Here is a 25,752-nt window from a genome sequence, read left to right as displayed (position 1 = left end):
AATCGTTTCCCGGCCGCAAGCGCAATTCTAATGGGAAAGCGCAGGCGCGTGCCTGCGGTGCCATTCTGTTTGTGGATGCCTGCCAATGACCCTCTACAACACCCTTGCCCTGCGAAGCGGCCGTCGCGGCGTCGCGGCCGACGTTCCCGTCGTGCTGGCGGGCTCGCTTCTGCTGGTCCTTTCGGCGAAATTCCAGGTGCCGTTCTTTCCGGTGCCGATGTCCATGCAGACATTCGTCGCCATCGGCCTCGGCCTGGCGTTGGGGCCGGTTCGCGGTGCGCTCGCCGTCGCGCTCTACCTGGCGCAGGGCGCGGCAGGCTTCCCGGTTTTCGCGGGCACGCCGGAAAGGGGTCTCGGGCTCGCCTATATGATGGGGCCGACGGGTGGCTTCCTGATCGGCTTCGTGCTGGCCGCGCTGGTGGCGGGCTTTCTGGCCAGGCGCGGCTTCGACCGCCGGCCGGCGACGGCAATGGCGGCGGCGCTGCTTGCCGGCGCCGTGATCTATGTGCCGGGCCTTTTGTGGCTGGGTGCGGTGATCGGCTGGGACAAGCCCGTGCTGGCGCTCGGCCTCTATCCCTTCATTCCCGGCGACATCGCCAAGGCGCTGCTCGCGGCAATCGCCTTTCCCGCCGCTTGGAAATGGCTGTCGGCCAGGGGCGTCGCCTGATGCGTCCGGTTCTCGACCAGCTCGAGGCCCGCCGCGCCGAAGCCCGTCTCGGCGGCGGGCAAAGGCGCATCGACGCCCAGCACGCCAAGGGCAAGCTGACGGCGCGCGAGCGGCTCGACGTGCTCCTCGACGAGGGTTCGTTCGAGGAATACGACATGTATGTCACGCACCGCGCCACCGATTTCGGCATGGCAAGCCAGAAGGTGGCGGGCGACGGCGTCGTTACCGGCTGGGGCACGATCAACGGCCGGCTGGTCTATGTCTTTTCGCAGGATTTCACCGTGCTCGGCGGCTCGCTGTCGGAAACGCATGCGCAGAAAATCTGCAAGATCATGGACATGGCGGTGCGCAACGGCGCGCCGGTCATCGGCCTCAACGACAGCGGCGGCGCGCGTATCCAGGAAGGCGTCGCCTCGCTTGCCGGCTATGCCGAGGTGTTCAAGCGCAACGCCGACGCCTCGGGCGTCATTCCGCAGATTTCGGTGATCATGGGGCCTTGCGCCGGCGGCGCGGTCTATTCGCCGGCGATGACCGACTTCATCTTCATGGTACGCGATTCCTCCTACATGTTCGTCACCGGGCCGGATGTGGTGAAGACCGTCACCAACGAGGTCGTCACCGCAGAGGAATTGGGCGGCGCGCGCACGCACACGCAAAGGTCCTCCGTCGCCGACGGCGCCTATGAAAACGACATCGAGACCCTGGAGCAAGTGCGCGCGCTGTTCGACTTCTTGCCGCTCAACAACCGCGAAAAGCCGCCCGTGCGGCCGTTCCACGATGATCCGTCGCGGTTGGAAATGCGGCTCGATACGCTGGTGCCCGACAGCGCGGCCAAGCCCTACGACATGCGTGAACTGATCCTGGCGATCGCCGACGAGGGCGATTTCTTCGAGATACAGGAAGCTTTCGCGCGAAACATCATCACCGGTTTCCTGCGCATCGAGGGGCAGACGGTCGGCGTCGTCGCCAACCAGCCGATGGTTTTGGCCGGGTGCCTCGATATCGATTCCTCGCGCAAGGCGGCGCGCTTCGTGCGCTTCTGCGACGCCTTCTCGATCCCGATCTTGACGCTGGTCGACGTTCCGGGCTTCCTGCCCGGCACCGCCCAGGAATATGGCGGCGTCATCAAGCACGGGGCCAAGCTCTTGTTCGCCTATTCCCAGGCGACGGTGCCGATGGTGACGCTGATCACCCGGAAAGCCTATGGCGGCGCCTACGACGTGATGGCCTCCAAGCATATCGGCGCCGACGTCAATTACGCCTGGCCGACGGCCGAGATCGCCGTGATGGGCGCCAAGGGCGCGACCGAGATTCTCTACCGCTCCGAGCTTGGCGACCCGGAAAGGATCGCGGCGCGTACCAGCGAATACGAGGCGCGTTTCGCCAATCCGTTCGTGGCCGCCGAGCGCGGCTTCATCGACGAAGTGATCATGCCGCATTCCTCGCGCAAGCGCATCGCGCGCGCCTTTGCCGCCCTGCGCGGTAAGAGCGTGGAGCCGCGGTGGAAGAAACACGACACGATGCCGCTATGAGGTCTCGGATGTTCAGGAAAATCCTCATCGCCAATCGCGGCGAGATCGCCTGCCGCGTCATCAAGACGGCAAGGAAGCTCGGCATCGCCACGGTCGCCGTCTATTCGGATGCCGACCGCGAGGCGCTGCACGTGAAGATGGCCGACGAGGCGGTGCATATCGGGCCGGCCCCGTCGAGCCAGTCCTACATCGCCATCGCGAAAATACTGGACGCGGTGCGCACCACCGGCGCGGACGCCGTCCATCCTGGCTATGGCTTCCTGTCGGAAAACGCCAATTTCGCCGAGGCGCTGAATGCGGAAGGGGTTGCCTTCATCGGCCCGCCGCCGGTCGCCATCGAGGCGATGGGCGACAAGGTCACCTCCAAGAAGATCGCCGCCGACGCCGGGGTTTCGACGGTGCCCGGCCACATGGGGCTGATCGCGGACGCTGAAGAGGCCGTCCGCATTGCCGCTTCCATCGGCTATCCGGTGATGATCAAGGCCTCGGCCGGCGGCGGTGGCAAGGGCATGCGCATCGCCTGGAACGATGCCGACGCGCGCGAGGGGTTCCAGTCGTCGAAGAACGAGGCCAGGGCTTCCTTCGGCGACGACCGCATCTTCATCGAAAAATTCGTCACCCAGCCGCGCCACATCGAAATCCAGGTGCTGGGCGACCAGCACGGCAATCTCGTCTATCTGGGCGAGCGCGAATGCTCGATCCAGCGCCGCAACCAGAAGGTCATCGAGGAGGCGCCGTCGCCGTTCCTCGACGCCGCCACGCGCAAGGCGATGGGCGAGCAGGCCGTGGCCCTTGCCAGGGCCGTCGGCTATTTCTCGGCCGGCACGGTCGAGTTCATCGTCGACCAGGACAGGAAATTCTATTTCCTCGAAATAAACACGCGGCTCCAGGTCGAGCACCCGGTGACGGAACTCGTCACCGGCATCGACCTGGTCGAGGAAATGATCCGGGTCGCCGCCGGCGAAAAGCTGCGCCTTGCCCAGCAGGACGTGAAGCTGAACGGCTGGGCGATCGAAAGCCGGCTCTATGCGGAAGACCCGTATCGCAACTTCCTGCCTTCCATCGGGCGCCTGTCGCGCTACCGGCCGCCGGTCGAAGGCACGCGTGGCGACGGCACGGTCGTGCGCAACGATACCGGCGTCTTCGAGGGCGGCGAAATCTCGATGTATTACGATCCGATGATCGCCAAGCTGTGCACCTGGGCTCCGGGCCGGCTGGCGGCGATCGACGCCATGGCGCAGGCGCTCGACGATTTCGAAGTCGAGGGCATCGGCCACAACCTGCCCTTCCTGTCGGCGATGATGGATCATCCGCGCTTTCGCGAGGGCCGGCTGACGACCGCGTTCATCGCCGAGGAATTTCCGGACGGCTTTGCCGGGGTAGCGCCGGGTGAGGCCGATGCGCGGAAGCTGGCGGCCATCGCCGCCTTGATGAAGCTGCGCCGCGAACAGCGCGCGGTGCTGATTTCCGGGGCGCTCGCCAACCATCCGCGCAAGGTCGGCTCGGATTGGGTGGTGGCGCTGGGCGACTTCCGCTTCAGGCTTGCCGTCGAAGAAGAAGCCGAAGGCGCGACCGTCGCTTTCGACGGGGGCCCAAGCCTCGCTGTCGCCAGCGACTGGACGCCGGGCCGCGCCCATGCCTGCTTCGTCATCGACGGCGTGCCGGCGGGCGTCAAGACGGAGATGGCGGGCACCGGCATGCGCCTGCGCTGGCGCGGCATGGATGTGGTGGCGCATGTGCGCAGCCCGCGCGTTGCCGAGCTCGCCCTGCTGATGCCGGTGAAACTGCCGCCGGACACCTCGAAGATGCTGCTGTGTCCGATGCCGGGTGTGGTCACCAGCCTTGCCGTCAATGTCGGCGACCAGGTCGAGGCCGGGCAGGCGCTGGCCACGGTCGAGGCGATGAAGATGGAAAACCTGCTGCGGGCCGAGCGGCGCGCGACGGTGGCGCGCATCGCCGTTGAGGCCGGCGCCAGCCTCGCCGTCGACGAACTCATCATGGAATTCGAGTAGGGGCGGGACGATGGCCGAGCGCACCAGCCATGAGGCGTGGCACAGGCTTGCCGAGCGGGAGTTGAAGGCCTCGCCGGACGATCTCGTCTGGCGCACGCCCGAAGGCATCGACGTCAAGCTGCTCTACACCGAGGCCGACCTCGAAGGTATCCGCCATCTCGGCACGCTGCCGGGAATGGAGCCGTTCCTGCGCGGTCCGCGCGCCACCATGTATGCCGGCCGGCCATGGACCATCCGGCAATATGCGGGTTTCTCGACGGCGAAGGAAAGCAACCTCTTCTACCGCAAGGCGCTGGCGGCCGGCCAGAAGGGCCTGTCGGTGGCCTTCGATCTCGCCACGCATCGCGGCTATGATTCCGACCATCCGCGCGTCGAGGGCGATGTCGGCAAGGCGGGTGTCGCCATCGACTCGGTCGAGGACATGAAAATCCTGTTTGACGGCATCCCGCTGGAGGAAATGTCCGTCTCCATGACCATGAATGGCGCGGTGATCCCGGTCCTCGCCAATTTCATCGTCGCCGGCGAGGAACAGGGCGTCGCGCGTGAAAAACTTTCCGGGACCATCCAGAACGACATCCTCAAGGAGTTCATGGTCCGCAATACCTACATCTACCCGCCCGAACCCTCGATGCGGATCGTTGCCGACATCATCGACTACACGGCGCGCGAGATGCCGAAGTTCAACTCGATCTCCATTTCCGGCTACCACATGCAGGAGGCGGGGGCGACGCTGGTGCAGGAACTGGCCTTCACGCTGGCTGACGGGCGCGAATATGTGCGCGCCGCGCTCGCCAAGGGGCTCGACGTCGATGCCTTCGCCGGGCGGCTTTCCTTCTTCTTCGCCATCGGCATGAATTTCTTCATGGAAGCGGCCAAGCTGAGGGCGGCGCGGCTCCTGTGGTCGCGCATCATGGCCGAGTTCGAGCCGAAAAAGCCGTCCTCGCTGATGCTGCGCACCCATTGCCAGACATCGGGCGTGTCGCTGCAGGAGCAGGATCCCTACAACAATATCGTTCGCACCGCCTATGAGGCGCTGGCGGCAGCCCTTGGCGGCACGCAGTCCCTGCACACCAATTCCTTCGACGAGGCGATCGCGCTGCCGACGGAGTTTTCGGCGCGCATCGCCCGCAACACGCAACTGATCCTCCAGCACGAGACCGGCATCACCAACGTCGTCGATCCGCTGGCCGGCTCCTACTATGTCGAGAGCCTGACCAACGAACTGGCTGAAAAGGCCTGGGCGCTGATCGAGGAAGTGGAGGCCATGGGCGGCATGACGAAGGCCGTCGCGTCCGGCCTGCCCAAGCGCATGATCGAGGAGGCGGCAACCCGCCGCCAGGCCGCCGTCGACAAGGGCGAGGAAGTCATCGTCGGCGTCAACCGCTACAGGCTGGAAAGCGAAGACCGGATCGACAGCCGCGACATCGACAACAAGGCCGTGCGGCTGGCGCAGGTCCGCCGGCTGGAAGAAATCAGGCGTTCGCGCGACGATGCGCGGGTTGATGCCACGCTCGCCGCGCTGGAGGCCGTGGCCGCCGGAGGTCCGGGCAATATCCTCGAAGCTGCCGTGGAAGCGGCCCGTGCCCGCGCCACGGTCGGCGAGATTTCAGATGCCATGCGCCGCGCCTTCGGTGACCATACGGCCAGGCCCGAGGTCGTCGGCCGGATCTACGGCAAGGCTTATGAAGGCGAGCCGGAATTCCAGACGCTGGCGGCCCGTCTCGATGCCTTCGCCGAGATGCTCGGGCACAGGCCGAGGATCATGGTGGCCAAGCTCGGCCAGGATGGCCACGACCGCGGCGCCAAGATGATCGCTTCGGCTTTCGGCGACATCGGCTTCGACGTGCTGGCGGGGCCGCTGTTCCAGACACCTGCTGAAGCCGCCGAGATGGCCCTCGACGCCAAGGTTCGCGTGCTTGGCGTTTCTTCGCTGGCGGCCGGCCACAAGACGCTGCTGCCGCAACTGATCGGCGAGTTGAAGGCGCGTGGCGGGCACGAGGTCATCGTCGTGTGCGGCGGCGTCGTACCGCGCCAGGACTATGAGCTCCTGTTCGACCAGGGTGTCGCCGCCGTCTTCGGTCCCGGAACCAACGTGCTCGAGGCGGGGCGCGCCGTGCTCGACCTCATGGAAGGCAAGCTGAGGAACGTGGCTTAGGCGACGAAGCCGCCGCCTATTTCTTGAAGGCCTCGATCCGGCGAAACCGGTGGGGGCTCATTCCGGTCCAGTTGCGGAAGGCGCGGGAAAATGCCGACAGTTCCGAATAGCCCAGGCAAAGGGCCACGTCGGTCAGCGGCATGTCGGCGTTCTTCATGTAGTGCAGGGCAAGCTCCTCGCGGGCGGAGCGCAGGATGTCGTTATAGGTGACGCCGATTTCCTTGAGTTGGCGCTGCAAGGTCGAACTGCTCATCCCGAGGATGGCCGCGATGTCGCCGACGCCCGGCGTGCGCTCTCCCAGATACATCTTGATCTGGTTGCGCAGCACGGAAACGATGTCCTGCGGGTCTCCCATGAAGTCGCGCCGCGACCGCAGCAGGGCTTCGATGATGGCGAAGAGATAGGGGTCCGGCTCCGGCATCTTCGTGCTGAGGATGTCGCGGCGGAACGCGAAGGCGTTGGTGCGCCGGGAGAACTGGACGGGCGCGTTGAAATAGCGGGAATGGTCGCTGTCGCCTTCCGGCTTCGCGTGCTCGAACCGGACCTCCAGCGGCGCCCAGTTCTTGCCGAGCGCCGTGCGGAAGATGTTGCAGAACATTCCGAGCGACAGTTCCGCGTCCTGGCGGCGGTCGACGATGCGCGGGTCGGTGATCTGGTAGCTCAGCCAAACGATGTCGCCTTCGGGGATGAAGCCGAAGGTCGACTCGCCCTGGTGGGCCGGGAAATAGGCCTCGACGTTCCGCAGCGCGGCGCCCAGCGTCGGCGACGAGGTTGCGGCGTAGCCGATCGGGCCGAGTTCCCTCGGCTGGAACTGCGCGCCGAACTCGAGGCCGAAATTGTCGTTGCCCGTCTGCCTGGCGGCCTGTTCGAAAAGGTTGCAATACTGGTGCAGGTTGAGTTCGTTGGTCGGGCAGCCGACGTCCGACATACGGATCGCCGCGGACGCGAAGACCGCCTCGGCACTGCCTCCCTTTCGCCGGATCATGTCGATGACACCGTTGGCGGCCGATGCCAGTACCTTCGGTGGCGTGAACGAACGAACCTCGCCCGCCTCTAGCATTGTGCGGCCCCTCCCAGTGTCGCTACCTGCCAATGAAGACTTTGGGCCGATTATCCATCAGACCCGGAAACTTGCAAGACAAACTAATTTCGCACGACAAAGCAACAGCTCGCCGGCTGCGGCGCCGTCGCTCCCCACAAGGTCGTCAATACCGCGCCTTTTGTCAAATCCCCGCTGGCTCATGTCAAGCGGACCGCTTGCGGCCGGCGTAGACTGCCAAGCAAGGTCCGGAGAGACCGTTCGAAAATTTGGGATGAATGGGAGGAGATTCGATGAGGCTTTCGCGCAGGCAATTCAACATGGGGCTGGCCGGGATCGCCGGGGCCGGCATGATGGGGCAGGGGCGCCCGGCTTTCGCCGCCCGCGACAACGAACTGAACATTCTGTGCTGGGAAGGCTACAACACCGACAACGTGCTCGGGCCTTTTCGTGACCTGCACGCCGGTGCGCGCGTCCGTGCCGAAAGCGGCACTTCCGACCCGGACATGATCAACCGGCTGCGCGCCGGCGAGCTGAACGTCTGGGACGTGCTCAACGTCAACCAGCCCTGGGCGCGCCGCCTCGCCCCCGAAGGGCTGATCAAGCCGCTCGATAAGGGCCGGTTCATGCCTTACTTCGAGAAGATGAGCGGCGAGTTCGCCAAGCCCTATCCGCTGGCTTTCGCGGACAACGGCGACCTGCTCGGCATGCCGCAGCGCTACGGTCCGTTCAGCTTCGTGGTCAATACCGACAAGATCAGCCGCGAGACCGCCGAGGAGCAAGGCTGGAAGCTGTTCTTCGATCCGGCCATGAAGGACCGCTACGGCGTCCTCACCTATGGCGACTGGAATATCATGCACCTGGCGCTTGCCGGTGACCTCAATCCGTTCGAGGAAATGGACGAGGCCAAGCGCGCCACGTTCAAGAGCACGGCGGAAACCATCTTCGGCAACGCCAAGCTCCTGACCGACGACCTGGTGGCGATGACCACGGCGCTCATCAACGGCGAGATCGACGCCTACTTCACCGGCGGCACCTACACGGCCTCGCCTGCCCGCTTCGACGGCGCCTCGAACGTGCGCGCCATCACCCCGCGCTCGGGACCGGTCGACGGCAAGGGCGGCCTGGTGTGGGTGGAACTGACCTCGCTCATCAACAATCCCGACCCGTCCGGGCTGGCGGCGGACTTCCTCGAATTCGTGCAGCAGCCGGACGTCGCCAAGACCGTCAGCTTCGCCGAGGGCACCTACAACCCGGTCACCCAGATGGGCGATCCGGCGGTCTTTGCCAAATACTCGGCCGAGGAACTGGACGCCATCCAGTGGGATAGCCTCGAGGAAGAGCTGTCGCGCACGACCCAGTACAACGTGATCAAGGACTACGACGCGCTCAATGCCATCTACACGGCAGCGAAGCGTCGCTGACACCCCGCGCAGCTGGCGGGCAAACGCAGAGCGAGCGTTGATCGAATGTTGAGGGAAACACCGGCTCGCCTGCGCGGGCTGGTGTTCCAGGACAATGGCAAAGGCGCCCGGCGCCGTAGCGCCGGAGTGCATTCTGTTGCAGCAAGTCACGTCTCAACCCCAAAGCAGTGAGCAGGCCAAGCCCATTCTGCGGCTCGAAAATATCGTCAAGCGCTTCGGGGCGCTCACCGTCCTGCGCGATATCAGCCTCGATATCGTCGACGGGGAATTCCTCACCATCGTCGGCCCTTCCGGCAGCGGGAAAACCACGCTGATCCGCATGCTGGTGGGCATGGACGAGCCGACCTCGGGAGCGATCTGGCTGAGGGACCGCCGTATCGAGCGGGTTCCGGCAAACAAACGCCCGACCTGCATGGTGTTCCAGTCGCTGGCGCTGTTCCCGCATCGCAGCGTCGGGCAGAACATCGAGTTCCCGCTGAAGATACGCGGTGTTGCGGCCGCGCAGCGCAAGGAGCGCGCGCTGGAACTCATGGCCCTCCTGCGCCTGCAAAGGGACTACTACGACAAGAGGGTCACCCAGATATCGGGCGGCGAGCGGCAAAGGGTGGCGCTGGCGCGCGCTCTGGCCTTCGACCCCGAAATCCTTTTCTTCGACGAGCCGCTGTCGGCGCTCGACTACCGGCTGCGCAAGGTCCTGGAGAAGGAACTGAAGGACCTGCACGCGCGCACCGGCAAGACTTTCGTCTACATCACCCATTCGTTGGAGGAGGCAATGGTGATGTCGGATCGCATCGCCATCATGCGGGCCGGCCGGTTCGAGCAGATCGACGTCGCCGACGAAATCTATGCGCGCCCGCAGAGCCGCTTCGTTGCCGAGTTCATGGGCGAGGTCAATCTCTTCGATATCGAAGGCGCTGCCGGCGGCGGGTTGAGAGGTGCCGGGATCGAGATCAACCTTCCCGCGGGTTCGGCGCCGGCGTCGGTGTATCTAGCTCCCGGCGCCCGGGCGACGCTGATGGTGCGGCCGGAATTCATCCACTTCCTCGACAATGGCCATGTCAGCGACTTCCACCTGAGCGGCGTCATCCGCTCGGAATACCTGCTCGGCTCGCGCGTCCACTACGAGGTGGAGAGGCGCGACGGGACCATGGTGATCGTGGAAAAGCTGCGCGAGGATCGCTTCACGGGCAGGACCGGGGATGAGGTCCTGCTGGGCTGGGATGTGGAGAACTGCCACATCATCGCGGAACAGGCGCCATGACCGCGCGCGACCGCAAGCTCGGAAGCTTGTCGGCGCTGCCGCTGGGGCTGTTGCTGGCGGGCGGCTTCATTGCGCCGCTTCTGGTCATCTCCGGCTTTTCCATCATGCCGCAGCGCGTGTTCGACCTCGGGCATATTCCCGATTTCTCGGCCTATGTGCTGTTTTTCAAGCAGGGCTATTACAAGTCCCTCCTGTGGTCGCTGGCGATGGCTTTCACGACCACGGTGATCCTGTTCGTGCTGTGCTGGCCACTGGCCTACGGCATGGCCAAGGTGTTCGGCCGCTTCGGCCTCTTCCTGACGGTGGCCGTCGCCGTCACCCTGCTGGTGTCGGAGAATATCCGGCTGTTCGGCTGGGTGGTCACGCTCATGAAGGGCGGCCTGATCGACGGCTATCTCAATGCGCTGACAGGATGGCGCCTCGAAGGCGCGCTCTACAACGTGCCGATCACCATCTTCGGGCTGGTCTACGTCTATTTCCCGTTCATGCTTTTCCCGCTGGCGCAAGGCATCGCCATGGTGCCCGACGATGCCCGCCAGGCCGCGGCGGATCTCGGCGCTTCGCGCTGGCGCATCCTGTGGGAGATCGATCTTCCGCTGGCCGCGCCCGGCATCATGGTCGGCTCGCTGCTGTGCTTCGTCCTCGTCGCCGGGGCGCTCGCCGAATCCAAGCTGCTTGGCGGCCAGTCGGTCATCGTCATCGCCTCCGAGGTGGAAACGGCCTTCTCCTACGGGCAGAACTGGCCGCTGGGCTCGGCCCTGGCGATGAGCCTGATCGTCGTCATCGGTACCCTGGCGATCCTGGCCATTTCGCGCGTCGACCTCGACGCCCTGATGGGGCGGCGGCGCTGATGAAGACGTCGCGAACGGTATCGGCCCTTCTGGTTTGCTACGGCCTCCTGGTCGTGGCCTTCCTCTACCTGCCGATCGTCTCGGTGGGCTTCGCCTCCGTTGCCAAGGCGCGGTACCTGACCTTTCCCATCCGCAGCTACACGCTTCAATGGTACGACAGCGCCCTGACGAGCGGCACGGTCAGCGAGATCGTCGGCACGTCGCTCATCATCGCCACGCTGGTGACCGTCATCTCGATGGTGTTCGGGTTTTTCGGCGCGCTTGCCTTCGCACGCTACCAGTGGCGATACCGGACGCTGTTCCAGAAGTTCGTGCTGCTGCCGATCTTCTTTCCGCAGGCGGTCCTCGGCCTTGCCTTGCTGGTCTGGTTCAATTCGATCGGCATCGTGCCGACCTGGAAGACGGCGATCGTGGCGCATCTGGTCTGGATCGCACCGATCGCGACGCTGGTCGTCGCCATCCAGGCCTACAGCTTCGACCCGATGCTGGAGGAAGCGGCGCGCGACCTCGGCGCCTCCACCGGGCAGATATTGCGGGAACTGACCATTCCGCTGCTGATGCCGGGCGTGCTGGCCGCCGGCCTGTTCGCGTTCCTTCTCAGCTGGGGAAACTTTCCGCTGTCGCTGTTCACCACGGGCGCCGATTCCACGCTGCCGGAATGGCTCTACGCCAAGATGGTCTCCGGCTATTCGCCCCAGGTGCCCGCGCTCGGCATCATTGCCATCGCAAGCTCGGCCGTCATCGTGCTGATCGCGGTGCTCATCTCGTTGCTGTTCCGCGCCGTTCGCGCGGGCCGCGCCGCCAAGACTTGATACTCAGGGAGGATAAACATGCTGACGTCGATCAGGGGTAAAAGCGTCATCGTTACCGGTGGCTCGAAGGGCATCGGGCGCGGTATCGCCAGGGTGTTCGCTGCCCAGGGCGCCAGGATAATGATTGCCGCGCGCGGCAAGGAAGCCTCCGAGGCGGTGCTCGCCGAACTGCGCGGCATGGGTGCTACGGCCGAGGCCGTTGCCTGCGACGTCGCGGACTGGGAGTCCGTCCAGGCGATGGTCAAGGCCACGGAAGCGGCCTTCGGCGGCGTCGACATATTGTGCGCCAACGCCGGCATCTTCCCGCAGGCGAAAATGGTCGACCTCGATCCGGGCGAGTGGGATCGCGTCATGGCGACCAATCTCAAGAGCGCCTTCCTGACGGTCAAGGCGTGCATTCCCTATTTCGAAAAGGCGGGGAAGGGACGGGTCATACTCACCTCGTCCATCACCGGGCCGGTGACCGGCTATCCCGGCTGGACCCACTATGGCGCGTCGAAGGCCGGCCAGCTCGGCTTCCTAAAGACCGCCTCGATGGAGCTTGCCCGCTACAACACCACCATTAACGCCGTCATGCCCGGAAACATCGTCACCGAAGGGCTGGAAGGTCTGGGCCAGGCCTATCTCGACACCATGGCGGCCTCGATCCCGCTCAAGCGCCTGGGAGCGGTCGAGGATATCGGCAACGCCGCCCTGTTCTTCGCGTCCGACGAGGCCGGCTACATCACCGGCCAGCAGATCATCGTGGACGGCGGCCAGATATTGCCGGAATCGCTCGAGGCCATCGCCAGCATCTGAGCTGCCGGCCCTCGGGCAAATTAAAAACACGGACGGAGGTTGCGACATGTCGCAAGAGGTTACTCTTGAGCGGCTTCACGGGCTGGTGCAGCAATCGCTGAACCGTTGGGATGTCCCGGCGGGCACGTCCGCCCGCCTGATCAACATTTCGGAAAACGCCACCTATCTGGTCGAGGCTCCCAACGGGTTCCGCTCAATCCTGCGCGTCCATCGGGAGAACTACCACTCGCGCGACGCTATCGCTTCCGAACTGGCATGGTCGCGGGCACTGGGCCGCGAGGGCGGCGTGGAGACGCCGGATTATTTCCTCGGCCGCGACGGCAGCGCCATCCAGACGGCGACGGTCGACGGGCTGCCGGCCCCGCGCCACATGGTGATGTTCGCGTTCGTGGAAGGGCATGAGCCCGATCCCGATCACGACCTGGTCGCGCCGTTCCGCCAGCTCGGCCAGATAGCGGCGCGGGCGCACCTGCATTCGTCGTCGTGGCGGCGGCCGGCCGGGTTCCAGCGCATGACGTGGGACGAAAGCACGGTTTTCGGCCCGACCCCGACATGGGGAGACTGGCGCGACGGCCCCAACATCGATGCGGGCATCGCCAGCCAGCTCGAGCGGCTGGAAGCCCGGATCGTCAGTCGCCTGGCGAAATTCGGCAAGGGCGCGGATCGCTACGGCCTGATCCATGCCGACATGCGTCTCGCCAATCTTCTCGTTTACAAGGACAAGCCGCGCCTGATCGATTTCGACGACTGCGGCTTCGGCTGGTTCCTCTACGACTTCGCCACCGGCGTGTCCTTCATGGAGGACCATCCGCAGGTGCCCGCCCTGAAGAAGTCCTGGGTCGAGGGCTACCGCACGGTCCGCGATCTTCCGGCGGCCGACGAAGCGGAGATCGATACCTTCGTCATGCTACGGCGCATGGCGCTGCTGGCCTGGATCGGCTCTCACCGCGAGGTCGAGATCGCGATCGAGCTTGCCCCGGTGTTCGCCGAGGGAACGGCAAGGCTGGCGGAAAGCTATTTCAGCACCCACGGCTGAGCGCGCGCTGTCAATCCGCACCCTGTCACTGTCAAGCGGCGGGGTGCGGGAGCCCCTAAGGTCCATCGTGGCGCTGCGATCAAGCGGCCACGATCAACAGGCGAGACTAAGCCGATGAGCCAGGAAAAGCTGGATTTTCTCGAACGGTCACGAGAATTTTGGAATCCGGGCAAGACCCAGGACTGGCAGGACATGGGCGTCGACCTGGTGATCGACCGCCGTGAAGCCTACTACCTCTACGACATGGACGGCCGCCGTCTGATCGACGCGCATCTCAACGGCGGCACCTACAATCTGGGGCATCGTCATCCCGAACTGGTGGAAGTGCTGAAGGCGGGCACCGACCGCTTCGACATGGGCAACCACCATTTCCCGGCACTCGCCCGCACGGCCCTTGCCGAGGCGCTGGCGGCCTGCGCGCCGGGGCCGGATTTCAAATACACCGCCTACGGTTCCGGCGGCGGCGAGGCGATCGACATCGCCCTCAAGACCGCCCGCCATGCCATGCAGAAGAAGAAGATCGTCTCCATCGTCAAGGCCTATCACGGCCATACCGGCCTGGCGCTGAAGACCGGCGACGACCGCTTTTCCAAGCTGTTTCTGTCCGAGGATACGTCGGGCGAGTTCATCCAGGTCCCCTTCAACGATCTCACCGCCATGGAGGACGCGTTGCGCAAGCGCGACGTGGCGGCCGTGATCATGGAGACGATCCCGGCGACCTACGGCTTTCCGATGCCGCACGAGGGTTACCTGCCGGCGGTCAAGAAACTGTGCGAGCGCTATGACGCACTCTACATCGCCGACGAGGTGCAGACGGGCCTGATGCGCTGCGGCGAGATGTGGGCCTGCATGCGCTACGGCGTGGTGCCCGACATCATGGTGACCGGCAAGGGCATCTCCGGCGGCATGTACCCGATCGCCTGCGTGCTCATCTCCGAAAAATGCGGCGGCTGGCTCAAGAAGGACGGCTTCGGCCACATCTCGACCATGGGCGGCGCCGAACTCGGCTGCATCGTCGCCATGAAGACGCTGGAGATCGTGCAGCGGCCCGAAGTGCGCAGCATGGTCAATTTCATCGCCGATTTCCTGCGCGCCGGCCTCGACCGGATCATGGCCGAATATTCGGATTTCTTCATCGGCATTCGCCAGCACGGCGTGGTCATGGGGCTTGAGTTCAACCATCCGCAAGGCGCCAAGCCGGTGATGAAGCATCTCTACCAGAACGGCGTATGGGCGATCTTCTCGACGCTCGACCCGAGGGTGCTGCAGTTCAAGCCCGGCCTGCTGCTGACGCAGACGGATGCCGAGGATTTGCTGCGCCGCGTCGAGATCGCCATCGACCTGGCGCGAACCGAGATCATGGGCGGACGGCGGGTGATCAACTGATGGAACCGCAGATCAAGACGCTTGTCGACATTGCCGGCACCAAGGCGGACCTGCGCGGCCGCGCCGACATGATGCTGGAGCGCGCCCGCTGGGCCGGCCAGGTCTTTCAGCGCTACGACCGCCGGGCGACCATGGCGATCGTCGATGCCGTGGCCAGGGCGGCCTTTGCGAACGCGGCGAAATACGCCGACTGGGCCGTCGAGGAAACGGGCTTCGGCGTTGCCGCCCACAAGAAGCTGAAGAACGAACTGTCTTCCACCGCGCTCGTCGATTTTTACCGCAACGACGACTACGTCAATCCGCGGATCGACAGCGCCGCCAAGATGGTCAAGATCCCGCGTCCGGCCGGCGTGGTGTTTGCGCTCACGCCCTCCACCAACCCGATCGCGACGCTGAACTACAAGATCCTGCTGGCACTGATGACGCGCAACGCGATCGTCATCAGCCCCCATCCGGCGGCGCGCCATTGCTGTGTCGACGCGGCCCGCACCCTGATGGCCGCGGCGCTGGAAGCGGGCGCCCCCGATGCCATCATCCAGATCGTCGAGGAGCCGAGCATTCCCTTCATCGAGGAATTCATGGCTTCGCCGAAGACCTCGGTGATCCTCGCCACCGGCGGCAACGCCGTGGTGCGCGCGGCCTACTCGTCGTCCAACCCGGCGATCGGCGTGGGGCCGGGCAACGCCCCGGTCTATGTCGACCCCTCGGCCGACATCGACAAGGCGGCAAAGCGCATCGTCGACGGCAAGAGCTTCGACAATTCCATCCTGTGCACCAACGAAAGCGTGGTGCTGACGCTGCCGGAGGTCGACAAGCAGTTGCGGCGCTCCATGCAGGCCGCCGGCGCCTATTTCTGCTCGCCGGACGAGACAGAGCGGCTGCGGGCGCTTGTGTTCCACCCGCGCGGCTTCAACGTCGCCTGCGTCGGGCGCGACGCGGTCCTGATCGCCGAAGATGCCGGGATACGCGTTCCGCAAAACACCCGCATCCTGGTGACGCCCATCGAGCAGATCGGGGTGGAAGAGCGCCTTTCCAAGGAAAAGCTCTGCCCGGTGCTCGCCTATCACGTCGCCAAGAACCGCTCGCAGGCGATGGCCCATGCCCGCGCTATCCTGCGCATGACGGGCGCCGGCCATTCGGCGGCGATCCATGCCAACGACCCCGCGGTCGTGATGACGTATGGAAGCACGGTCGAGGCCTACCGCATCGTCGTCAATTCGCCGTGCAGCCAGGGCGCCGCCGGCTTCGGCACCGGTCTCGCCCCCACCTTCACCGTGGGCACCGGCTATTTCGGCCGCAGTTCCATCGGCGAAAATGTCGGTCCCCAGCATCTCGTGCACTGGTCGCGCATTGCCTACAACAGCGACCCCGACGTTCCGTTCGGCAACTTCGACAATCTGGGGCCGCGCTTCGAGGGACCGCTGCCGACCGCGCCGGCCGACGGCATGCCCGGAAGCGCCGCGCCGCGCCGCCCGGCGGCCCCGGGATCGTTCTCCGGCGGCCAGGCAGGCTCGCCGCCTCTATCGGATGCAGCACGAGATGAATTGCGCCGCCTGATCGCGGAAGAACTTCGCGCCGTGCTCAAGGAACGCTGACCAATGGCTGAACTCCGCTCCTTCATTTTCATCGACCAGTTGCAGCCGCAGACGCTGGCCTATCTGGCGACCTGGATCAGAGGCTCGCTGCCGCGCCGCGCCATGGCCGCGCAGATCATCGAGGTCGCCCCCGGCATCGACATCGAGGCGCTCACCGACGTCGCCCTGAAGGGGGCGGACGTGCGGGCCGGCATGCTCGTGGTGGAACGGCAGTACGGCTATCTGGAGTTTCACTCCCGTTCGACGGCGGAGGTCAAGGCGGCGGCGCATGCGGTGCTTTCGGCGCTAGGCGCCGACGAGGCCGATGCCAAGCGCTCCGAGATACTGGCTTCCAGGGTCGTCAACCGCGTCGATCCGCAGCACGCCTTCCTGATCAACCGCAACCGGCTCGGGTCGATGATCGTCGGCGGGGAATCGCTCTACATCCTCGAATGCCAGCCGGCTTCCTACGCGATCCTGGCCTGCAACGAGGCCGAGAAGGCCGCGAACATCAAGCTCATCGACTACCGCATGATCGGCGCCAGCGGCAGGCTGTACCTGTCCGGCGACGAGGCCGAAATCCGCAATGCACGCGATGCCGCCGAGGCGGCCTTGCGGGCGCACGGCGCGCGATAGGGGGGGCGGCATGAGCTCCGACCTCAGGGCGATGATACGCGAAGTGCTGCGGGAAGAACTGGCGGCACGCGGCGTCGGACGCCCTTCGAGCGCTCCGCAGGTTCGCGAGGAATCGGTGTCGATCGGCTCCGACGCCGAACTGGCCGCCTTTGCGCGCCGCATCCTCGCGCTTGCCGGAGACAGCAAGGCGCGCGCCGACATCGAAAGCGGGCGGCACGTGTTCCGGCTGGCCGGAGGCGGCAGCCGCCCCGCGCCGGCGGTCGAGGCCTATGAGCGCGCGCAGCCGAAGCAGAATTTCTCGCCGGTCTCGTTCGAGCGCGGCCTCGTCAACGAGCGCGAAATCCGGAACCTTCCCGAGGGGATCACCGTGATTCGCATCGGCAAGACCGTTCGCCTCACCCCTCTCGCGCAGGACGAACTGCGCCGGCTGGGCATCAAGATCGAAAGGGCTAAGTCATGATCCGCGGGCGCGTAACTGGCCGTGTCTGGTCTTCCAAGGCGATCGAAACCCTGCCGGGCGGGGCGCTTCTGGAAGTCACGACGGAAGGGGGCGCAAGCCTCGTCGCCTTCGATCCGCTCGGCTGCGCCCAGGGCGAGGCCGTGCTGGTCACGCAAGGATCGGTGGCCGCCGCCTATTTCACCAAGATCAGGGCGCCGGTGGATGCCCTCATCATCGGCTCGATCGACGAAACCCAGGACTGACGGCGTCCAGCTTTACCGACTTCTATCCAAACAGAAATTCGAAAAACCATCAGGAGAACAACCATGGCTAATCTGGCAATCGGAATGATCGAAACCCGCGGCTACGTGGCAGCGCTGGCAAGCGCGGACGCCATGGTCAAGGCGGCGAACGTCGAGATCGTGGCCCGCAACGAAGTCGGCGGCGGCCTCGTGTCGGTCGTGATCCGTGGCGACGTCGGCGCGGTCAAGGCGGCGACGGAAGCCGGCGCCGAGGCGGGCAACGCGGTTGGCGAGGTCGTCGCCGTCCACGTCATTCCGCGTCCGCACCAGGACCTGGGCAAGTATTTCACCGCTGCCGTCGTCGCCAAGTAAGGCAACGGCCCGGAAAAAGATGGCCGGCAGGGCGCCGCCTGTCGCCATCTCCTGTTATTGCCAATAACCCCGGCGGGAGTGCCCGAGATGACGGAACTACGGGTCTATCTACCTATCCACGACCTGCAGCCGCAGTTTGCCGCGTATCTGAGCTCGCCCACCCGGGCCAGAGGCTATCCGCCGTTCGCCGGCCAGCACAGCCTCATCATCGAGGTTGCGCCGGCGCTGGCCATCCACCGGATAGCGGATCTGGCGTTGAAGGCCGCGCCCGACATGGAGCCGGGCATCCTGTACACGGAACGTCAGTTCGGGCTGCTCGAACTGCATTCTTCCGACAAGGACGAGTTGGAGGCCGCCGGCCAGGCGATCCTGAGCGGCATCGGGGCGAAGGCGCAGGACCAGCTCGCGCCCAGCATCTACTATCACGACATCATCGAGGACCTGTCCGACCAGCACGCGATCATCCTGAACCGGTCGCGGGACGCTTCGATCCTCGTGCCCGGCCACAGCCTGCTGCTGTTCGAGCTCGCGCCTGCCCTGTTCGCCTGCGTGGCGGCGAACGAGGCGGAGCGGGCAGCTCCGCAAACGGTGATCAACGACGTCCAGATGATTGGGGCGACGGGGCGCATCTTCATGTCGGGCCGCACGTCCGATCTCGTCAAGGCGCGCGATGCGATCATCCGTACCGTGGAGGCGGTGCAGGGCCGGCGTAAGTAATGGTTGGTCAGGGAGGAGGCCGGCGCTGCCGGCGCCAGCAAGGGGTCAAAAGAAAATAGCAGGTGGACCGCTTCTCATGGGCGGTCGGGGAGGGCACCTAGATGAGGCTTCGGGTTTCCGACGTTTCCAAGCGCTTTGAAGGCGTTACCGCCGTCAATAGCGTTTCGCTCGATTGCAGCGCCGGCGAGATCGTCGGCCTGATCGGACCGAACGGCGCTGGCAAGACCACGCTCCTGAACATGATCTCCTCGCTGCTCGACGTCGATGCGGGCGAGATCACGATCGACGGGCGCGCCGTCCACAACATCGGTCCCCGCCGCACGGCGATCGGCGGCATCGCCCGCACCTTCCAGAACATCCGCCTTTTCGCCAACCTGACCGTTCGCCAGAACATCGAGGTGGCCTTCACGACCGCGCGCCGCCATCGCGCCTCCGCCCTGGGATCGGTGACGATCGAGCGCCTGATGGAACAATGGGGCGTCGCCGAGTTCGCGGACCGCAAGGCCAGCGAGCTTTCCTACGGCACGCAGCGCCGGGTCGAGATCGCCCGCGCCCTGGCGCTCGCGCCGGATTTCCTGCTTCTCGACGAGCCGACCGCCGGCATGGTCGAGGGCGAATCCCAGGACCTCGTCAAGGCCATCATGGCCATCCGCGAATGGAAGGGCTGCGGCGTCATCGTCATCGACCACGACCTGTCCTTCATCACCAGCGTCTGCGAGCGGATCTACGTGCTCGACATGGGAAGCCTGGTGGCGTCCGGGCCGCCGTCCGTGCTGCGCGACGACCCCAAGGTCGCGGAAATCTATCTGGGCAGAAAGGCGCGCCGTCGCCTCGAAGAGGGCACGGACGAGCACCGGCAGTCCCGGCAATAATCATCACAACAGGAGGAAGAGACATGACCATGCATGCCCGCCCCAACCGTTTCCTGGCTTCGGCCGCGATTGCCTCGCTACTGGCCTTTCCCGGCTCGTCCTTCGCCGATGGCGACATCATCATCGGCCACGTCGCCGCCGCGACGGGAGAGCTTGCGCCCTACGACAGCGTCACCGGCGTCCAGTGCATGGTCGACATCGTCAACGACAAGGGCGGCGTGCTGGGCGGCCGCAAGCTGAAGCTTCTGTCGCGCGACATGAAGAGCGACGCGGCGCTGGCCGGCACCGCGGCGCAGGAACTGATCGACGCCGGCGCAAAGGTGCTCTTCGGGCCGCCCACTGACGACGGCCTGATTCCGGCGGGCCAGATTGCGCTGCCACATTCGATCCCGGTCCTTTCGGTCGGCTCCACGCAGGTCCAGTGGCCGGCAGCCATTCCCGGCATCGCCTACCTGACGGCCTACGGCGACAACGCCTCCGCCGCCTCGGCCGCGCAGTTCGCGACCAAGCAGGGCTACAAGACGGCGCTGCTGATGATTTCGCACGATGTCGGCAGCTATTCGATCGCCACGCCGCGCTATTTCGGCGAGACCTTCGAACATCTCGGCGGCAAGGTCGTGGGCGAGCTCAACTGGAACCTCGGCACTACCGACTATTCGCCGCAGATCACCGAGATCGCGGCCATGAACCCGCGCCCGGACATGATCTTCTCCGCCTTCGTGATGCCCGACGGCGGCGCCTTCATGCGCCAGGCGCAGGCGGCTGGCCTCGACATTCCGGTCTTCGGCACCGACACGTTCGACGATCCGGCGATGCTGACCGCCGCCGGGGCAGGCAGTTCCCTGATGAACCTCGGCTCGCACGGCTTTCCTTCGGAAGGCAGCGCCCTGAAGGCCTTCTATGACGATTGCTCGGCGCGCGGCTACAAGATCGAGAACGTGTTCTTCGGGCTCGGCGGCGAAGCCGTCGAAATCGTCCGCCACGCGATCGAGACCGCGGGCTCCGACGAGCCCGCCAAGATCAACGAGGCCATTAGCAACATCGAGAACATGCAGGGCATCACCGCGAACTCGATCACCTTCAAGGGCCGCGCGGGCGTGCCGCTCAAGGACGTCGTCATCATCCAGGCCAAGGACGGCAAGTTCGAGCTCGCCGACCGCATCCTGCCCGACTGGGTGCCGGCCGGGGACTCGACCTGGAAACCTGCCAACGCAGCCGAGTGAAGTGACCCGCGCGATGCTGGAACTTGAATCCGTCTCGGTCGACTACGGGGCCGTCAAGGCTGTCCAGTCCGTGAGCCTCAGGGTCGAGGAGGGCGAGGTCGTCGCCCTTCTCGGCCCCAACGGCGCGGGCAAGACTTCCCTGATCTCGGCGGTCATGGGCATCGTGCCGGTGTCGTCGGGCACCATCCGCTTCGCCGGGCAGGACGTGACCTTTGCCTCGCCGGAGGACAAGGTCCGCAAGGGCATCGGCATCTCCCCGGAAGGGCGGCGCGTGTTCAGCAACCTGACGGTGGCGGAAAATCTCCAGCTCGGCGCCAGCGCCCAGCCGGACAAGGCGGTTCGCGCCGAGCAGCTGGCGAAATATCTGGAGATGTTCCCGATCCTGAAGCAGCGCTATCGCCAGAAGGCGGGCACGCTGTCCGGCGGCGAGCAGCAACAGCTCGCCATCTCGCGCTGCCTGATGTCGCGGCCGCGCATCGTCATGCTCGACGAGCCGTCGCTCGGCCTGGCGCCGGTGATCGTCGAGAAGATCTTCGACCTGATCGCCGAACTCAAGGCATCGGGCCTGACCATCCTGCTGGTCGAGCAGAACGCCAACGAAGCGCTGAGCATCGCCGACCGGGCCTATCTGCTGCATTCCGGCCGCCTGCGCTTCGAGGGCGCGGCGCAGGACCTGTTCAATTCGGACGATCTGATGACCCACTATATGGGCGTGGGAGGGGCGCAATGAGCCGGTCGCTTTCCACGATCAGCCAAGGGGTTCGCGCATGGAATATGTAGTCCAGCAACTCCTTAACACGTTGAGCATCGGCGGCAACTACGCGCTTCTCGCGCTGGGACTGGCCATCGTCTTCAGCGTCATCGGCCTGGTCAACTTCGCCTATGGCGAGGTCATCGCGGTCGCGGGCTATGTGATGTTCGCGGTGTTCGCGATCGGCGGCATCGAGTATGCGCTGGTGCTGATGCCGATCGGCGTGCTTGCCGCCGTGGTGATTTCCGTCACGCTGGAGCGGGTGGCCTTTCGCCCCGTTCGCTATGCGCCGGCGGCGACCGGCCTGCTGACCGCGTTCGGCGTCTCCATCCTGATCAAGAATTTTTTCATCACCATCGTTGCGACTCGGTCGAAATCGGTGCCGACCCCGGCATGGCTGGCGCACCAGATCGACATCGGCATCGCCCGGATACAGGTCATCCAGTTGCTGGAAACGACGGTGACCGCGATCGCGCTGCTGCTCCTGCTTCTGATCCTGCGCCGGACCAATATCGGCCTGGCGATGCGCGCGGCGGCGCGTGATTTCGACATGGTCCGTATGGTCGGCATCAACGCCAACAAGGTCATCGCCGCCGCCTTTGCAGTATCCGGCTTCCTTGCCGGCCTGGCCGCGATTTTCATCATCGCCAGGCGCGGCGTGGTCGATCCCTTCATGGGGTTCACGCCGGTGCTGAAGGCGTTCGTCGCCGCGGTGCTGGGCGGTTTCGGCTCGCTGGGCGGGGCCGTGGTCGGCGGGTTTCTTCTCGGCGCCCTTGAAGTGTTCTTCCAGCTCGTGCTGCCGCCAAGCATCGCCGGGTACCGGGACGCCTTCGTCTTCGTGCTGGTCGCCGCGATCCTCGTGTGGCGTCCGCAGGGCCTGGTCGGCACCAAGCGTCAGTTCGGAGACAAGGACGAATGAACGGCTCGCTGCGTTCCCTGAAAGGTGCCGCGCTGACGGCACTGCTGCCCATTGCGATCGCGCTGGTGGTGATTGCGCTGGGGGATGGCGCGCAGGTGCGCATCCTCAGCATCTTTCTCATCAACCTCGTCATCGTCATCGGCCTGCAGATGTTCATGGGCAATTCGAACATCGTGAATCTCGGTCATGTCACCTTCATGGGCATCGCCGGCTACGCGGCGGCGGTGCTGACCATCCCGACCACCATCAAGCAGACCATCATTCCCAACGCGCCCTTCGCCTTGGCCACGTTCCAGCTCGGGCCGATCGAGGCGGGCATCATCGCGGTCGCCGTCGCCATGGCGATCGCGCTCATCGTCGGCGTCGTCATCACCCGGGAATCGGGGATATCGGCGACCATCCTGACGCTGGCCCTGCTGGTCATCATGCATACGGTCCTGGCCAACTGGGTCGACCTGACGAGAGGCATGCGGGCGCTCTACGGCATACCGATGACGGCCAATGTCTGGATCCTGCTGGCGGCGGCGGTGGCGGCCATCTTCTTCGGCCGCTGGTTCCGGGATTCGCCCTTCGGTATCCAGTTGAGGGCCAGCGGCGAAAGCCGCATCGCGGCCGAAAGCGCCGGCGTGAACGTGCGGTTCCTGCGGCTGACCGCGTGGGTGCTCGGCTCGGGCATCGTCGCCCTGGGGGGCGTGCTCTATGTCTACCTGCTCGGCTCGATCAGCCCGAAGAGCTTCTATTTCGACACGACGCTGCTGACCCTGGCGATGCTGATCCTCGGCGGGATGCACAGCATCTCGGGCGCTGTCATCGGCGTCATCGTGGTGACGGCCGGTTTCGAGATCATGCGCTTCTTCGAGACCAGCCCGATCATATTCGGCGTCCAGATCCCCGAATTCCTCGGCCTCACCGGGTTTTTCCTCGGCCTGATCATCGTCCTGTCGATGGCCCTGCGCCCCAAGGGGCTGGTGGGCACCGATGAGATCGACGAGAGCTGGCTGCGGCGGCGAAAAAGCGGACTTGCCGAAAGGCGCTAGCCTTCGGCGGGTACGCCGGCGACCGATCACGCCGGCGCGGTTTCCGGCACGAGAATCCTGGTTTTCGCCGACTCCATCGCCTTGCGCAGGTCGCCGCCCGGCAGGCTGTTCGAGATGAGCAGGTCGACCTGCGGCCACTTGGCGTAGGGGGCGACGTGGATGCGGTTGAACTTGGATGAGTCAGCCAGCACCATGCAGCGCTGGCTGCGCTCGTTCATCGTCCGGTAGACCTCCGCGCCTTCGATCAGCAGGTCGTTCGGCCCTTCCGCGCTGAGGCCGCTCGCTCCCAGGATGCACCAGTCCGCGTTGAAGCGGTTGAGGAATTCGACGGTCTGTACGCCGTGCACGGCGCCTTCGCCCAGGTGGAAGATGCCGGGAGCCATCAGCACGTTGATGGTCGGATTGGCCGCCAGCGCCACCGCGGCGCCGATGGAATGCACGATGACCGTGATGTTGTTGAAGTCCAGCGCGATTCGATGGGCGGCGTGGATCGTGGTCGCCCCCGATCCCATCATGATGGTCTGGACGTCGCCCAGTGCCTGGCTTGCCTGGCGCCCGATCGCCTTGCGCTCGTCGACCAAAAGGTCGTTGCGCTGGGCGACGTTGGAATCGGGTCCCGGACGCAGCAGCGCGCCGCCGTACATCCGGTCTATGCGCCCTTTTTCGGTCAGTTCCCGGAAATCGCGCCGGATGGTTTCGGTGGTGACGCCGAGGTGGCTCGCGATCTCGCTGATCCGAAGCGTCGGCTGCTCGGTCAGCAGCAGGATGATCTCCTGCTGCCGCGTGGTCTTCTTGCGCATGACGCCTGTTCCTCGGATGCCTGCAAAATGTGATATCTCCCACATTATCCGGTGTTTTGGCAAGCTCCGGAGTGCTTGCGCCGCATGGAAACGCGCCGTTTCGGCTGGATAAAACGGGCGAGGGGGCCTGTCGCCACATCCATCGGAATTTTGTGGTAGCAACAATATATATTGCTTGTGCAACATAAAAATTTGCGCAATGTTGCAGTTCTGAAGATTGCTGCAACGGGAGGTGCATGGTGATCGACCTGACGTGGAGCGAGGAGGATATGCGCAGCCACATCATGGCGCTGCCGTGTTTTTCCGGCGTCTCCTCGGTGCAGCCGCTGGTTGGCGGGCTTTGCAACCGCAACTTCGTGGTGGAGGACGCCGTCGGAAAATTCGTCGTCCGCATCGGCGGCGACATCTGGGTGCACGGCATTTCGCAGGTGTCGGTCCAGAATGCCATGCGGGCCGCCGGCGCCCTCGGCGTCACGCCGATGCTGCGCTATGCCGAGGCGGGTCTCGTCGTCACCGACTTCGTCACCGGGCGCGCCTTGCGGGCCGAAGACGTGGCCGACGAGGCGATCCTGGCCGATTGGGTCGCGCGCCTGCGTGAACTGCACGACGGCGTTCGCTCGACCGCCGGCGCGATGACCTATTTCTGGCCCTTCCAGGTCGTGCGCCACTATCTCCACTATTGCCGCGCCAACAAGGGGCCGCATCTTGCGGCGCTGGATGATCTCGACGGCGTCGTCGACGGCCTGGAAAAGCTGGTCAAGCCCTATCGCCCGGTCTTCACCCACAACGATGTCGTGCCGCAGAACGCGATGATCGACCTCGCCGGCCGGGTCCAGCTCATCGATTGGGACTATGGCGGGTTCGGGCATCCCTATTTCGACGTTTCGGGCATAGCCACCAATGCGGACGCCGACCCCGAGGTCGAAGCCCGGGTCATCGAACTCTATGAAGGCGAGGTCACGCCGGAGCCGTGGCGCACGTTCCGCCTGTTCAAGGTGGCGGTCAGCCTGCGGGAATATCTGTGGGGCATCGCGCAGGAACTGTCTTCGGACCTCGACGCCGAAACCGTGGGGGCTGGCATGGCCGCCCTCTACCCCGACGAAACTCCCGGATATTCCGGCTACGCCGACATGAACCGGCGCCGCTACGAGCACAGCCTGGCGGAATTCCGCCGGTTCCACCAATAGCTGCACGCAC

At 65.2% G+C, this 25,752-nt stretch carries 25 protein-coding genes; 23 read left to right on the top strand and 2 right to left on the bottom strand.

Annotated elements, in window-relative coordinates:
- Positions 1–85: 85 nt before the first annotated feature.
- Genes ACFOHJ_RS06685 through scpA form a run of 4 tightly spaced genes read left to right on the top strand, consistent with a single transcriptional unit; the run spans position 86 to position 6,366 of the window.
- Positions 86–667, top strand: a complete 582-nt coding sequence (locus ACFOHJ_RS06685) for a biotin transporter BioY (RefSeq protein WP_378219707.1) — start codon at positions 86–88, stop codon at positions 665–667.
- Positions 667–2,199 carry an acyl-CoA carboxylase subunit beta gene (locus tag ACFOHJ_RS06680; RefSeq protein ID WP_378219706.1) on the top strand — a complete coding sequence of 511 codons (1,533 nt, stop codon included), beginning with the start codon at positions 667–669 and terminating at the stop codon, positions 2,197–2,199. Before ACFOHJ_RS06685 ends, ACFOHJ_RS06680 begins: the two co-directional genes overlap by 1 nt.
- Positions 2,200–2,207: 8 nt before the next feature.
- Entirely contained in the window at positions 2,208–4,211 is a 2,004-nt protein-coding gene (locus ACFOHJ_RS06675; protein ID WP_378219705.1) for an acetyl-CoA carboxylase biotin carboxylase subunit, read from the top strand.
- A 10-nt stretch (positions 4,212–4,221) separates the two neighbouring features.
- Positions 4,222–6,366, top strand: a complete 2,145-nt coding sequence (gene scpA, locus ACFOHJ_RS06670; RefSeq protein ID WP_378219704.1) for a methylmalonyl-CoA mutase — start codon at positions 4,222–4,224, stop codon at positions 6,364–6,366.
- A 16-nt stretch (positions 6,367–6,382) separates the two neighbouring features.
- Here the strand turns inward: scpA and qhpR are convergent, their stop codons facing one another.
- The gene (gene qhpR / locus ACFOHJ_RS06665; RefSeq protein ID WP_378219703.1) at positions 6,383–7,426 is read right to left on the bottom strand and encodes an AraC-like transcriptional regulator QhpR; all 1,044 of its coding nucleotides are present in this window, start codon (positions 7,424–7,426) and stop codon (positions 6,383–6,385) included.
- 272 nt (positions 7,427–7,698) lie between these two features.
- Between qhpR and ACFOHJ_RS06660 the strand changes: the two genes are divergently transcribed.
- From ACFOHJ_RS06660 to ACFOHJ_RS06575, 18 genes are all read left to right on the top strand, one after another.
- Positions 7,699–8,829 carry an ABC transporter substrate-binding protein gene (locus ACFOHJ_RS06660; RefSeq protein ID WP_378219702.1) on the top strand — a complete coding sequence of 377 codons (1,131 nt, stop codon included), beginning with the start codon at positions 7,699–7,701 and terminating at the stop codon, positions 8,827–8,829.
- 136 nt (positions 8,830–8,965) lie between these two features.
- Entirely contained in the window at positions 8,966–10,090 is a 1,125-nt protein-coding gene (locus tag ACFOHJ_RS06655; RefSeq protein ID WP_378219701.1) for an ABC transporter ATP-binding protein, read from the top strand.
- The gene (locus ACFOHJ_RS06650; RefSeq protein WP_378219700.1) at positions 10,087–10,941 is read left to right on the top strand and encodes an ABC transporter permease; all 855 of its coding nucleotides are present in this window, start codon (positions 10,087–10,089) and stop codon (positions 10,939–10,941) included. Before ACFOHJ_RS06655 ends, ACFOHJ_RS06650 begins: the two co-directional genes overlap by 4 nt.
- A complete protein-coding gene (locus ACFOHJ_RS06645; protein WP_378219699.1) occupies positions 10,941–11,753 on the top strand; it encodes an ABC transporter permease in 813 nt (270 codons plus the stop codon). The genes ACFOHJ_RS06650 and ACFOHJ_RS06645 overlap by 1 nt, the downstream gene beginning before the upstream one ends.
- A gap of 18 nt (positions 11,754–11,771) precedes the next feature.
- Positions 11,772–12,551 (top strand): 3-oxoacyl-ACP reductase FabG, encoded by a 780-nt coding sequence (gene fabG / locus ACFOHJ_RS06640; RefSeq protein WP_378219698.1) that lies wholly within the window; start codon positions 11,772–11,774, stop codon positions 12,549–12,551.
- A gap of 46 nt (positions 12,552–12,597) precedes the next feature.
- Complete coding sequence (locus ACFOHJ_RS06635; protein ID WP_378219697.1) at positions 12,598–13,587, top strand: phosphotransferase enzyme family protein; 990 nt, start codon at positions 12,598–12,600, stop codon at positions 13,585–13,587.
- Positions 13,588–13,701: 114 nt separating this feature from the next.
- Positions 13,702–14,973 (top strand): class-III pyridoxal-phosphate-dependent aminotransferase, encoded by a 1,272-nt coding sequence (locus tag ACFOHJ_RS06630; protein ID WP_378219696.1) that lies wholly within the window; start codon positions 13,702–13,704, stop codon positions 14,971–14,973.
- Positions 14,973–16,568 (top strand): aldehyde dehydrogenase family protein, encoded by a 1,596-nt coding sequence (locus ACFOHJ_RS06625; protein ID WP_378219695.1) that lies wholly within the window; start codon positions 14,973–14,975, stop codon positions 16,566–16,568. Before ACFOHJ_RS06630 ends, ACFOHJ_RS06625 begins: the two co-directional genes overlap by 1 nt.
- A 3-nt stretch (positions 16,569–16,571) precedes the next feature.
- Complete coding sequence (locus ACFOHJ_RS06620; RefSeq protein WP_378219694.1) at positions 16,572–17,183, top strand: BMC domain-containing protein; 612 nt, start codon at positions 16,572–16,574, stop codon at positions 17,181–17,183.
- Between the two features lie 10 nt (positions 17,184–17,193).
- A complete protein-coding gene (locus ACFOHJ_RS06615; RefSeq protein ID WP_378219693.1) occupies positions 17,194–17,643 on the top strand; it encodes a hypothetical protein in 450 nt (149 codons plus the stop codon).
- Positions 17,640–17,885 (top strand): EutN/CcmL family microcompartment protein, encoded by a 246-nt coding sequence (locus tag ACFOHJ_RS06610; RefSeq protein WP_378219692.1) that lies wholly within the window; start codon positions 17,640–17,642, stop codon positions 17,883–17,885. Before ACFOHJ_RS06615 ends, ACFOHJ_RS06610 begins: the two co-directional genes overlap by 4 nt.
- A 63-nt stretch (positions 17,886–17,948) precedes the next feature.
- The gene (locus ACFOHJ_RS06605) at positions 17,949–18,236 is read left to right on the top strand and encodes a BMC domain-containing protein (RefSeq protein WP_378219691.1); all 288 of its coding nucleotides are present in this window, start codon (positions 17,949–17,951) and stop codon (positions 18,234–18,236) included.
- 87 nt (positions 18,237–18,323) lie between these two features.
- Positions 18,324–18,953, top strand: coding sequence for a microcompartment protein (locus tag ACFOHJ_RS06600; protein ID WP_378219690.1), 630 nt, complete (start codon positions 18,324–18,326; stop codon positions 18,951–18,953).
- Between the two features lie 101 nt (positions 18,954–19,054).
- Positions 19,055–19,825 carry an ABC transporter ATP-binding protein gene (locus tag ACFOHJ_RS06595; RefSeq protein WP_378219689.1) on the top strand — a complete coding sequence of 257 codons (771 nt, stop codon included), beginning with the start codon at positions 19,055–19,057 and terminating at the stop codon, positions 19,823–19,825.
- Positions 19,826–19,848: 23 nt separating this feature from the next.
- Positions 19,849–21,048, top strand: coding sequence for an ABC transporter substrate-binding protein (locus ACFOHJ_RS06590; RefSeq protein WP_378219688.1), 1,200 nt, complete (start codon positions 19,849–19,851; stop codon positions 21,046–21,048).
- Between the two features lie 13 nt (positions 21,049–21,061).
- Positions 21,062–21,778 (top strand): ABC transporter ATP-binding protein, encoded by a 717-nt coding sequence (locus ACFOHJ_RS06585; protein WP_378219687.1) that lies wholly within the window; start codon positions 21,062–21,064, stop codon positions 21,776–21,778.
- A 37-nt stretch (positions 21,779–21,815) separates the two neighbouring features.
- Complete coding sequence (locus ACFOHJ_RS06580; protein ID WP_378219686.1) at positions 21,816–22,718, top strand: branched-chain amino acid ABC transporter permease; 903 nt, start codon at positions 21,816–21,818, stop codon at positions 22,716–22,718.
- Complete coding sequence (locus tag ACFOHJ_RS06575; RefSeq protein WP_378219685.1) at positions 22,715–23,755, top strand: branched-chain amino acid ABC transporter permease; 1,041 nt, start codon at positions 22,715–22,717, stop codon at positions 23,753–23,755. Before ACFOHJ_RS06580 ends, ACFOHJ_RS06575 begins: the two co-directional genes overlap by 4 nt.
- A gap of 26 nt (positions 23,756–23,781) precedes the next feature.
- Here the strand turns inward: ACFOHJ_RS06575 and ACFOHJ_RS06570 are convergent, their stop codons facing one another.
- Positions 23,782–24,555 carry a DeoR/GlpR family DNA-binding transcription regulator gene (locus tag ACFOHJ_RS06570; RefSeq protein ID WP_378219684.1) on the bottom strand — a complete coding sequence of 258 codons (774 nt, stop codon included), beginning with the start codon at positions 24,553–24,555 and terminating at the stop codon, positions 23,782–23,784.
- Between the two features lie 236 nt (positions 24,556–24,791).
- On the opposite strand from ACFOHJ_RS06570, the gene ACFOHJ_RS06565 reads away from it, so the two are divergent.
- A complete protein-coding gene (locus ACFOHJ_RS06565) occupies positions 24,792–25,742 on the top strand; it encodes a choline/ethanolamine kinase family protein (RefSeq protein WP_378219683.1) in 951 nt (316 codons plus the stop codon).
- Positions 25,743–25,752 lie beyond the last annotated feature (10 nt).

The sequence above is a fragment of the Aquamicrobium soli genome (genome assembly GCF_042646345.1).
GTDB classification, from domain to species: Bacteria; Pseudomonadota; Alphaproteobacteria; order Rhizobiales; family Rhizobiaceae; genus Mesorhizobium; species Mesorhizobium soli_A.
The sequence above is the reverse complement of the archived record's forward strand: the minus strand, read 5'-3'. Positions and strand labels throughout refer to the sequence as shown.

What these genes read in the sequence shown, in the direction of transcription:
- ACFOHJ_RS06685 (WP_378219707.1), top strand. Translation starts at nt 86, where the DNA reads ATGACCCTCTACAACACCCTTGCCCTGCGAAGCGGCCGTCGCGGCGTC.
- ACFOHJ_RS06680 (WP_378219706.1), top strand. Translation starts at nt 667, where the DNA reads ATGCGTCCGGTTCTCGACCAGCTCGAGGCCCGCCGCGCCGAAGCCCGT.
- ACFOHJ_RS06675 (WP_378219705.1), top strand. Translation starts at nt 2,208, where the DNA reads ATGTTCAGGAAAATCCTCATCGCCAATCGCGGCGAGATCGCCTGCCGC.
- scpA (WP_378219704.1), top strand. Translation starts at nt 4,222, where the DNA reads ATGGCCGAGCGCACCAGCCATGAGGCGTGGCACAGGCTTGCCGAGCGG.
- qhpR (WP_378219703.1), bottom strand. Translation starts at nt 7,426, where the DNA reads ATGCTAGAGGCGGGCGAGGTTCGTTCGTTCACGCCACCGAAGGTACTG.
- ACFOHJ_RS06660 (WP_378219702.1), top strand. Translation starts at nt 7,699, where the DNA reads ATGAGGCTTTCGCGCAGGCAATTCAACATGGGGCTGGCCGGGATCGCC.
- ACFOHJ_RS06650 (WP_378219700.1), top strand. Translation starts at nt 10,087, where the DNA reads ATGACCGCGCGCGACCGCAAGCTCGGAAGCTTGTCGGCGCTGCCGCTG.
- ACFOHJ_RS06645 (WP_378219699.1), top strand. Translation starts at nt 10,941, where the DNA reads ATGAAGACGTCGCGAACGGTATCGGCCCTTCTGGTTTGCTACGGCCTC.
- fabG (WP_378219698.1), top strand. Translation starts at nt 11,772, where the DNA reads ATGCTGACGTCGATCAGGGGTAAAAGCGTCATCGTTACCGGTGGCTCG.
- ACFOHJ_RS06635 (WP_378219697.1), top strand. Translation starts at nt 12,598, where the DNA reads ATGTCGCAAGAGGTTACTCTTGAGCGGCTTCACGGGCTGGTGCAGCAA.
- ACFOHJ_RS06630 (WP_378219696.1), top strand. Translation starts at nt 13,702, where the DNA reads ATGAGCCAGGAAAAGCTGGATTTTCTCGAACGGTCACGAGAATTTTGG.
- ACFOHJ_RS06625 (WP_378219695.1), top strand. Translation starts at nt 14,973, where the DNA reads ATGGAACCGCAGATCAAGACGCTTGTCGACATTGCCGGCACCAAGGCG.
- ACFOHJ_RS06620 (WP_378219694.1), top strand. Translation starts at nt 16,572, where the DNA reads ATGGCTGAACTCCGCTCCTTCATTTTCATCGACCAGTTGCAGCCGCAG.
- ACFOHJ_RS06615 (WP_378219693.1), top strand. Translation starts at nt 17,194, where the DNA reads ATGAGCTCCGACCTCAGGGCGATGATACGCGAAGTGCTGCGGGAAGAA.
- ACFOHJ_RS06610 (WP_378219692.1), top strand. Translation starts at nt 17,640, where the DNA reads ATGATCCGCGGGCGCGTAACTGGCCGTGTCTGGTCTTCCAAGGCGATC.
- ACFOHJ_RS06605 (WP_378219691.1), top strand. Translation starts at nt 17,949, where the DNA reads ATGGCTAATCTGGCAATCGGAATGATCGAAACCCGCGGCTACGTGGCA.
- ACFOHJ_RS06600 (WP_378219690.1), top strand. Translation starts at nt 18,324, where the DNA reads ATGACGGAACTACGGGTCTATCTACCTATCCACGACCTGCAGCCGCAG.
- ACFOHJ_RS06595 (WP_378219689.1), top strand. Translation starts at nt 19,055, where the DNA reads ATGAGGCTTCGGGTTTCCGACGTTTCCAAGCGCTTTGAAGGCGTTACC.
- ACFOHJ_RS06590 (WP_378219688.1), top strand. Translation starts at nt 19,849, where the DNA reads ATGACCATGCATGCCCGCCCCAACCGTTTCCTGGCTTCGGCCGCGATT.
- ACFOHJ_RS06585 (WP_378219687.1), top strand. Translation starts at nt 21,062, where the DNA reads ATGCTGGAACTTGAATCCGTCTCGGTCGACTACGGGGCCGTCAAGGCT.
- ACFOHJ_RS06580 (WP_378219686.1), top strand. Translation starts at nt 21,816, where the DNA reads ATGGAATATGTAGTCCAGCAACTCCTTAACACGTTGAGCATCGGCGGC.
- ACFOHJ_RS06575 (WP_378219685.1), top strand. Translation starts at nt 22,715, where the DNA reads ATGAACGGCTCGCTGCGTTCCCTGAAAGGTGCCGCGCTGACGGCACTG.
- ACFOHJ_RS06570 (WP_378219684.1), bottom strand. Translation starts at nt 24,555, where the DNA reads ATGCGCAAGAAGACCACGCGGCAGCAGGAGATCATCCTGCTGCTGACC.
- ACFOHJ_RS06565 (WP_378219683.1), top strand. Translation starts at nt 24,792, where the DNA reads ATGGTGATCGACCTGACGTGGAGCGAGGAGGATATGCGCAGCCACATC.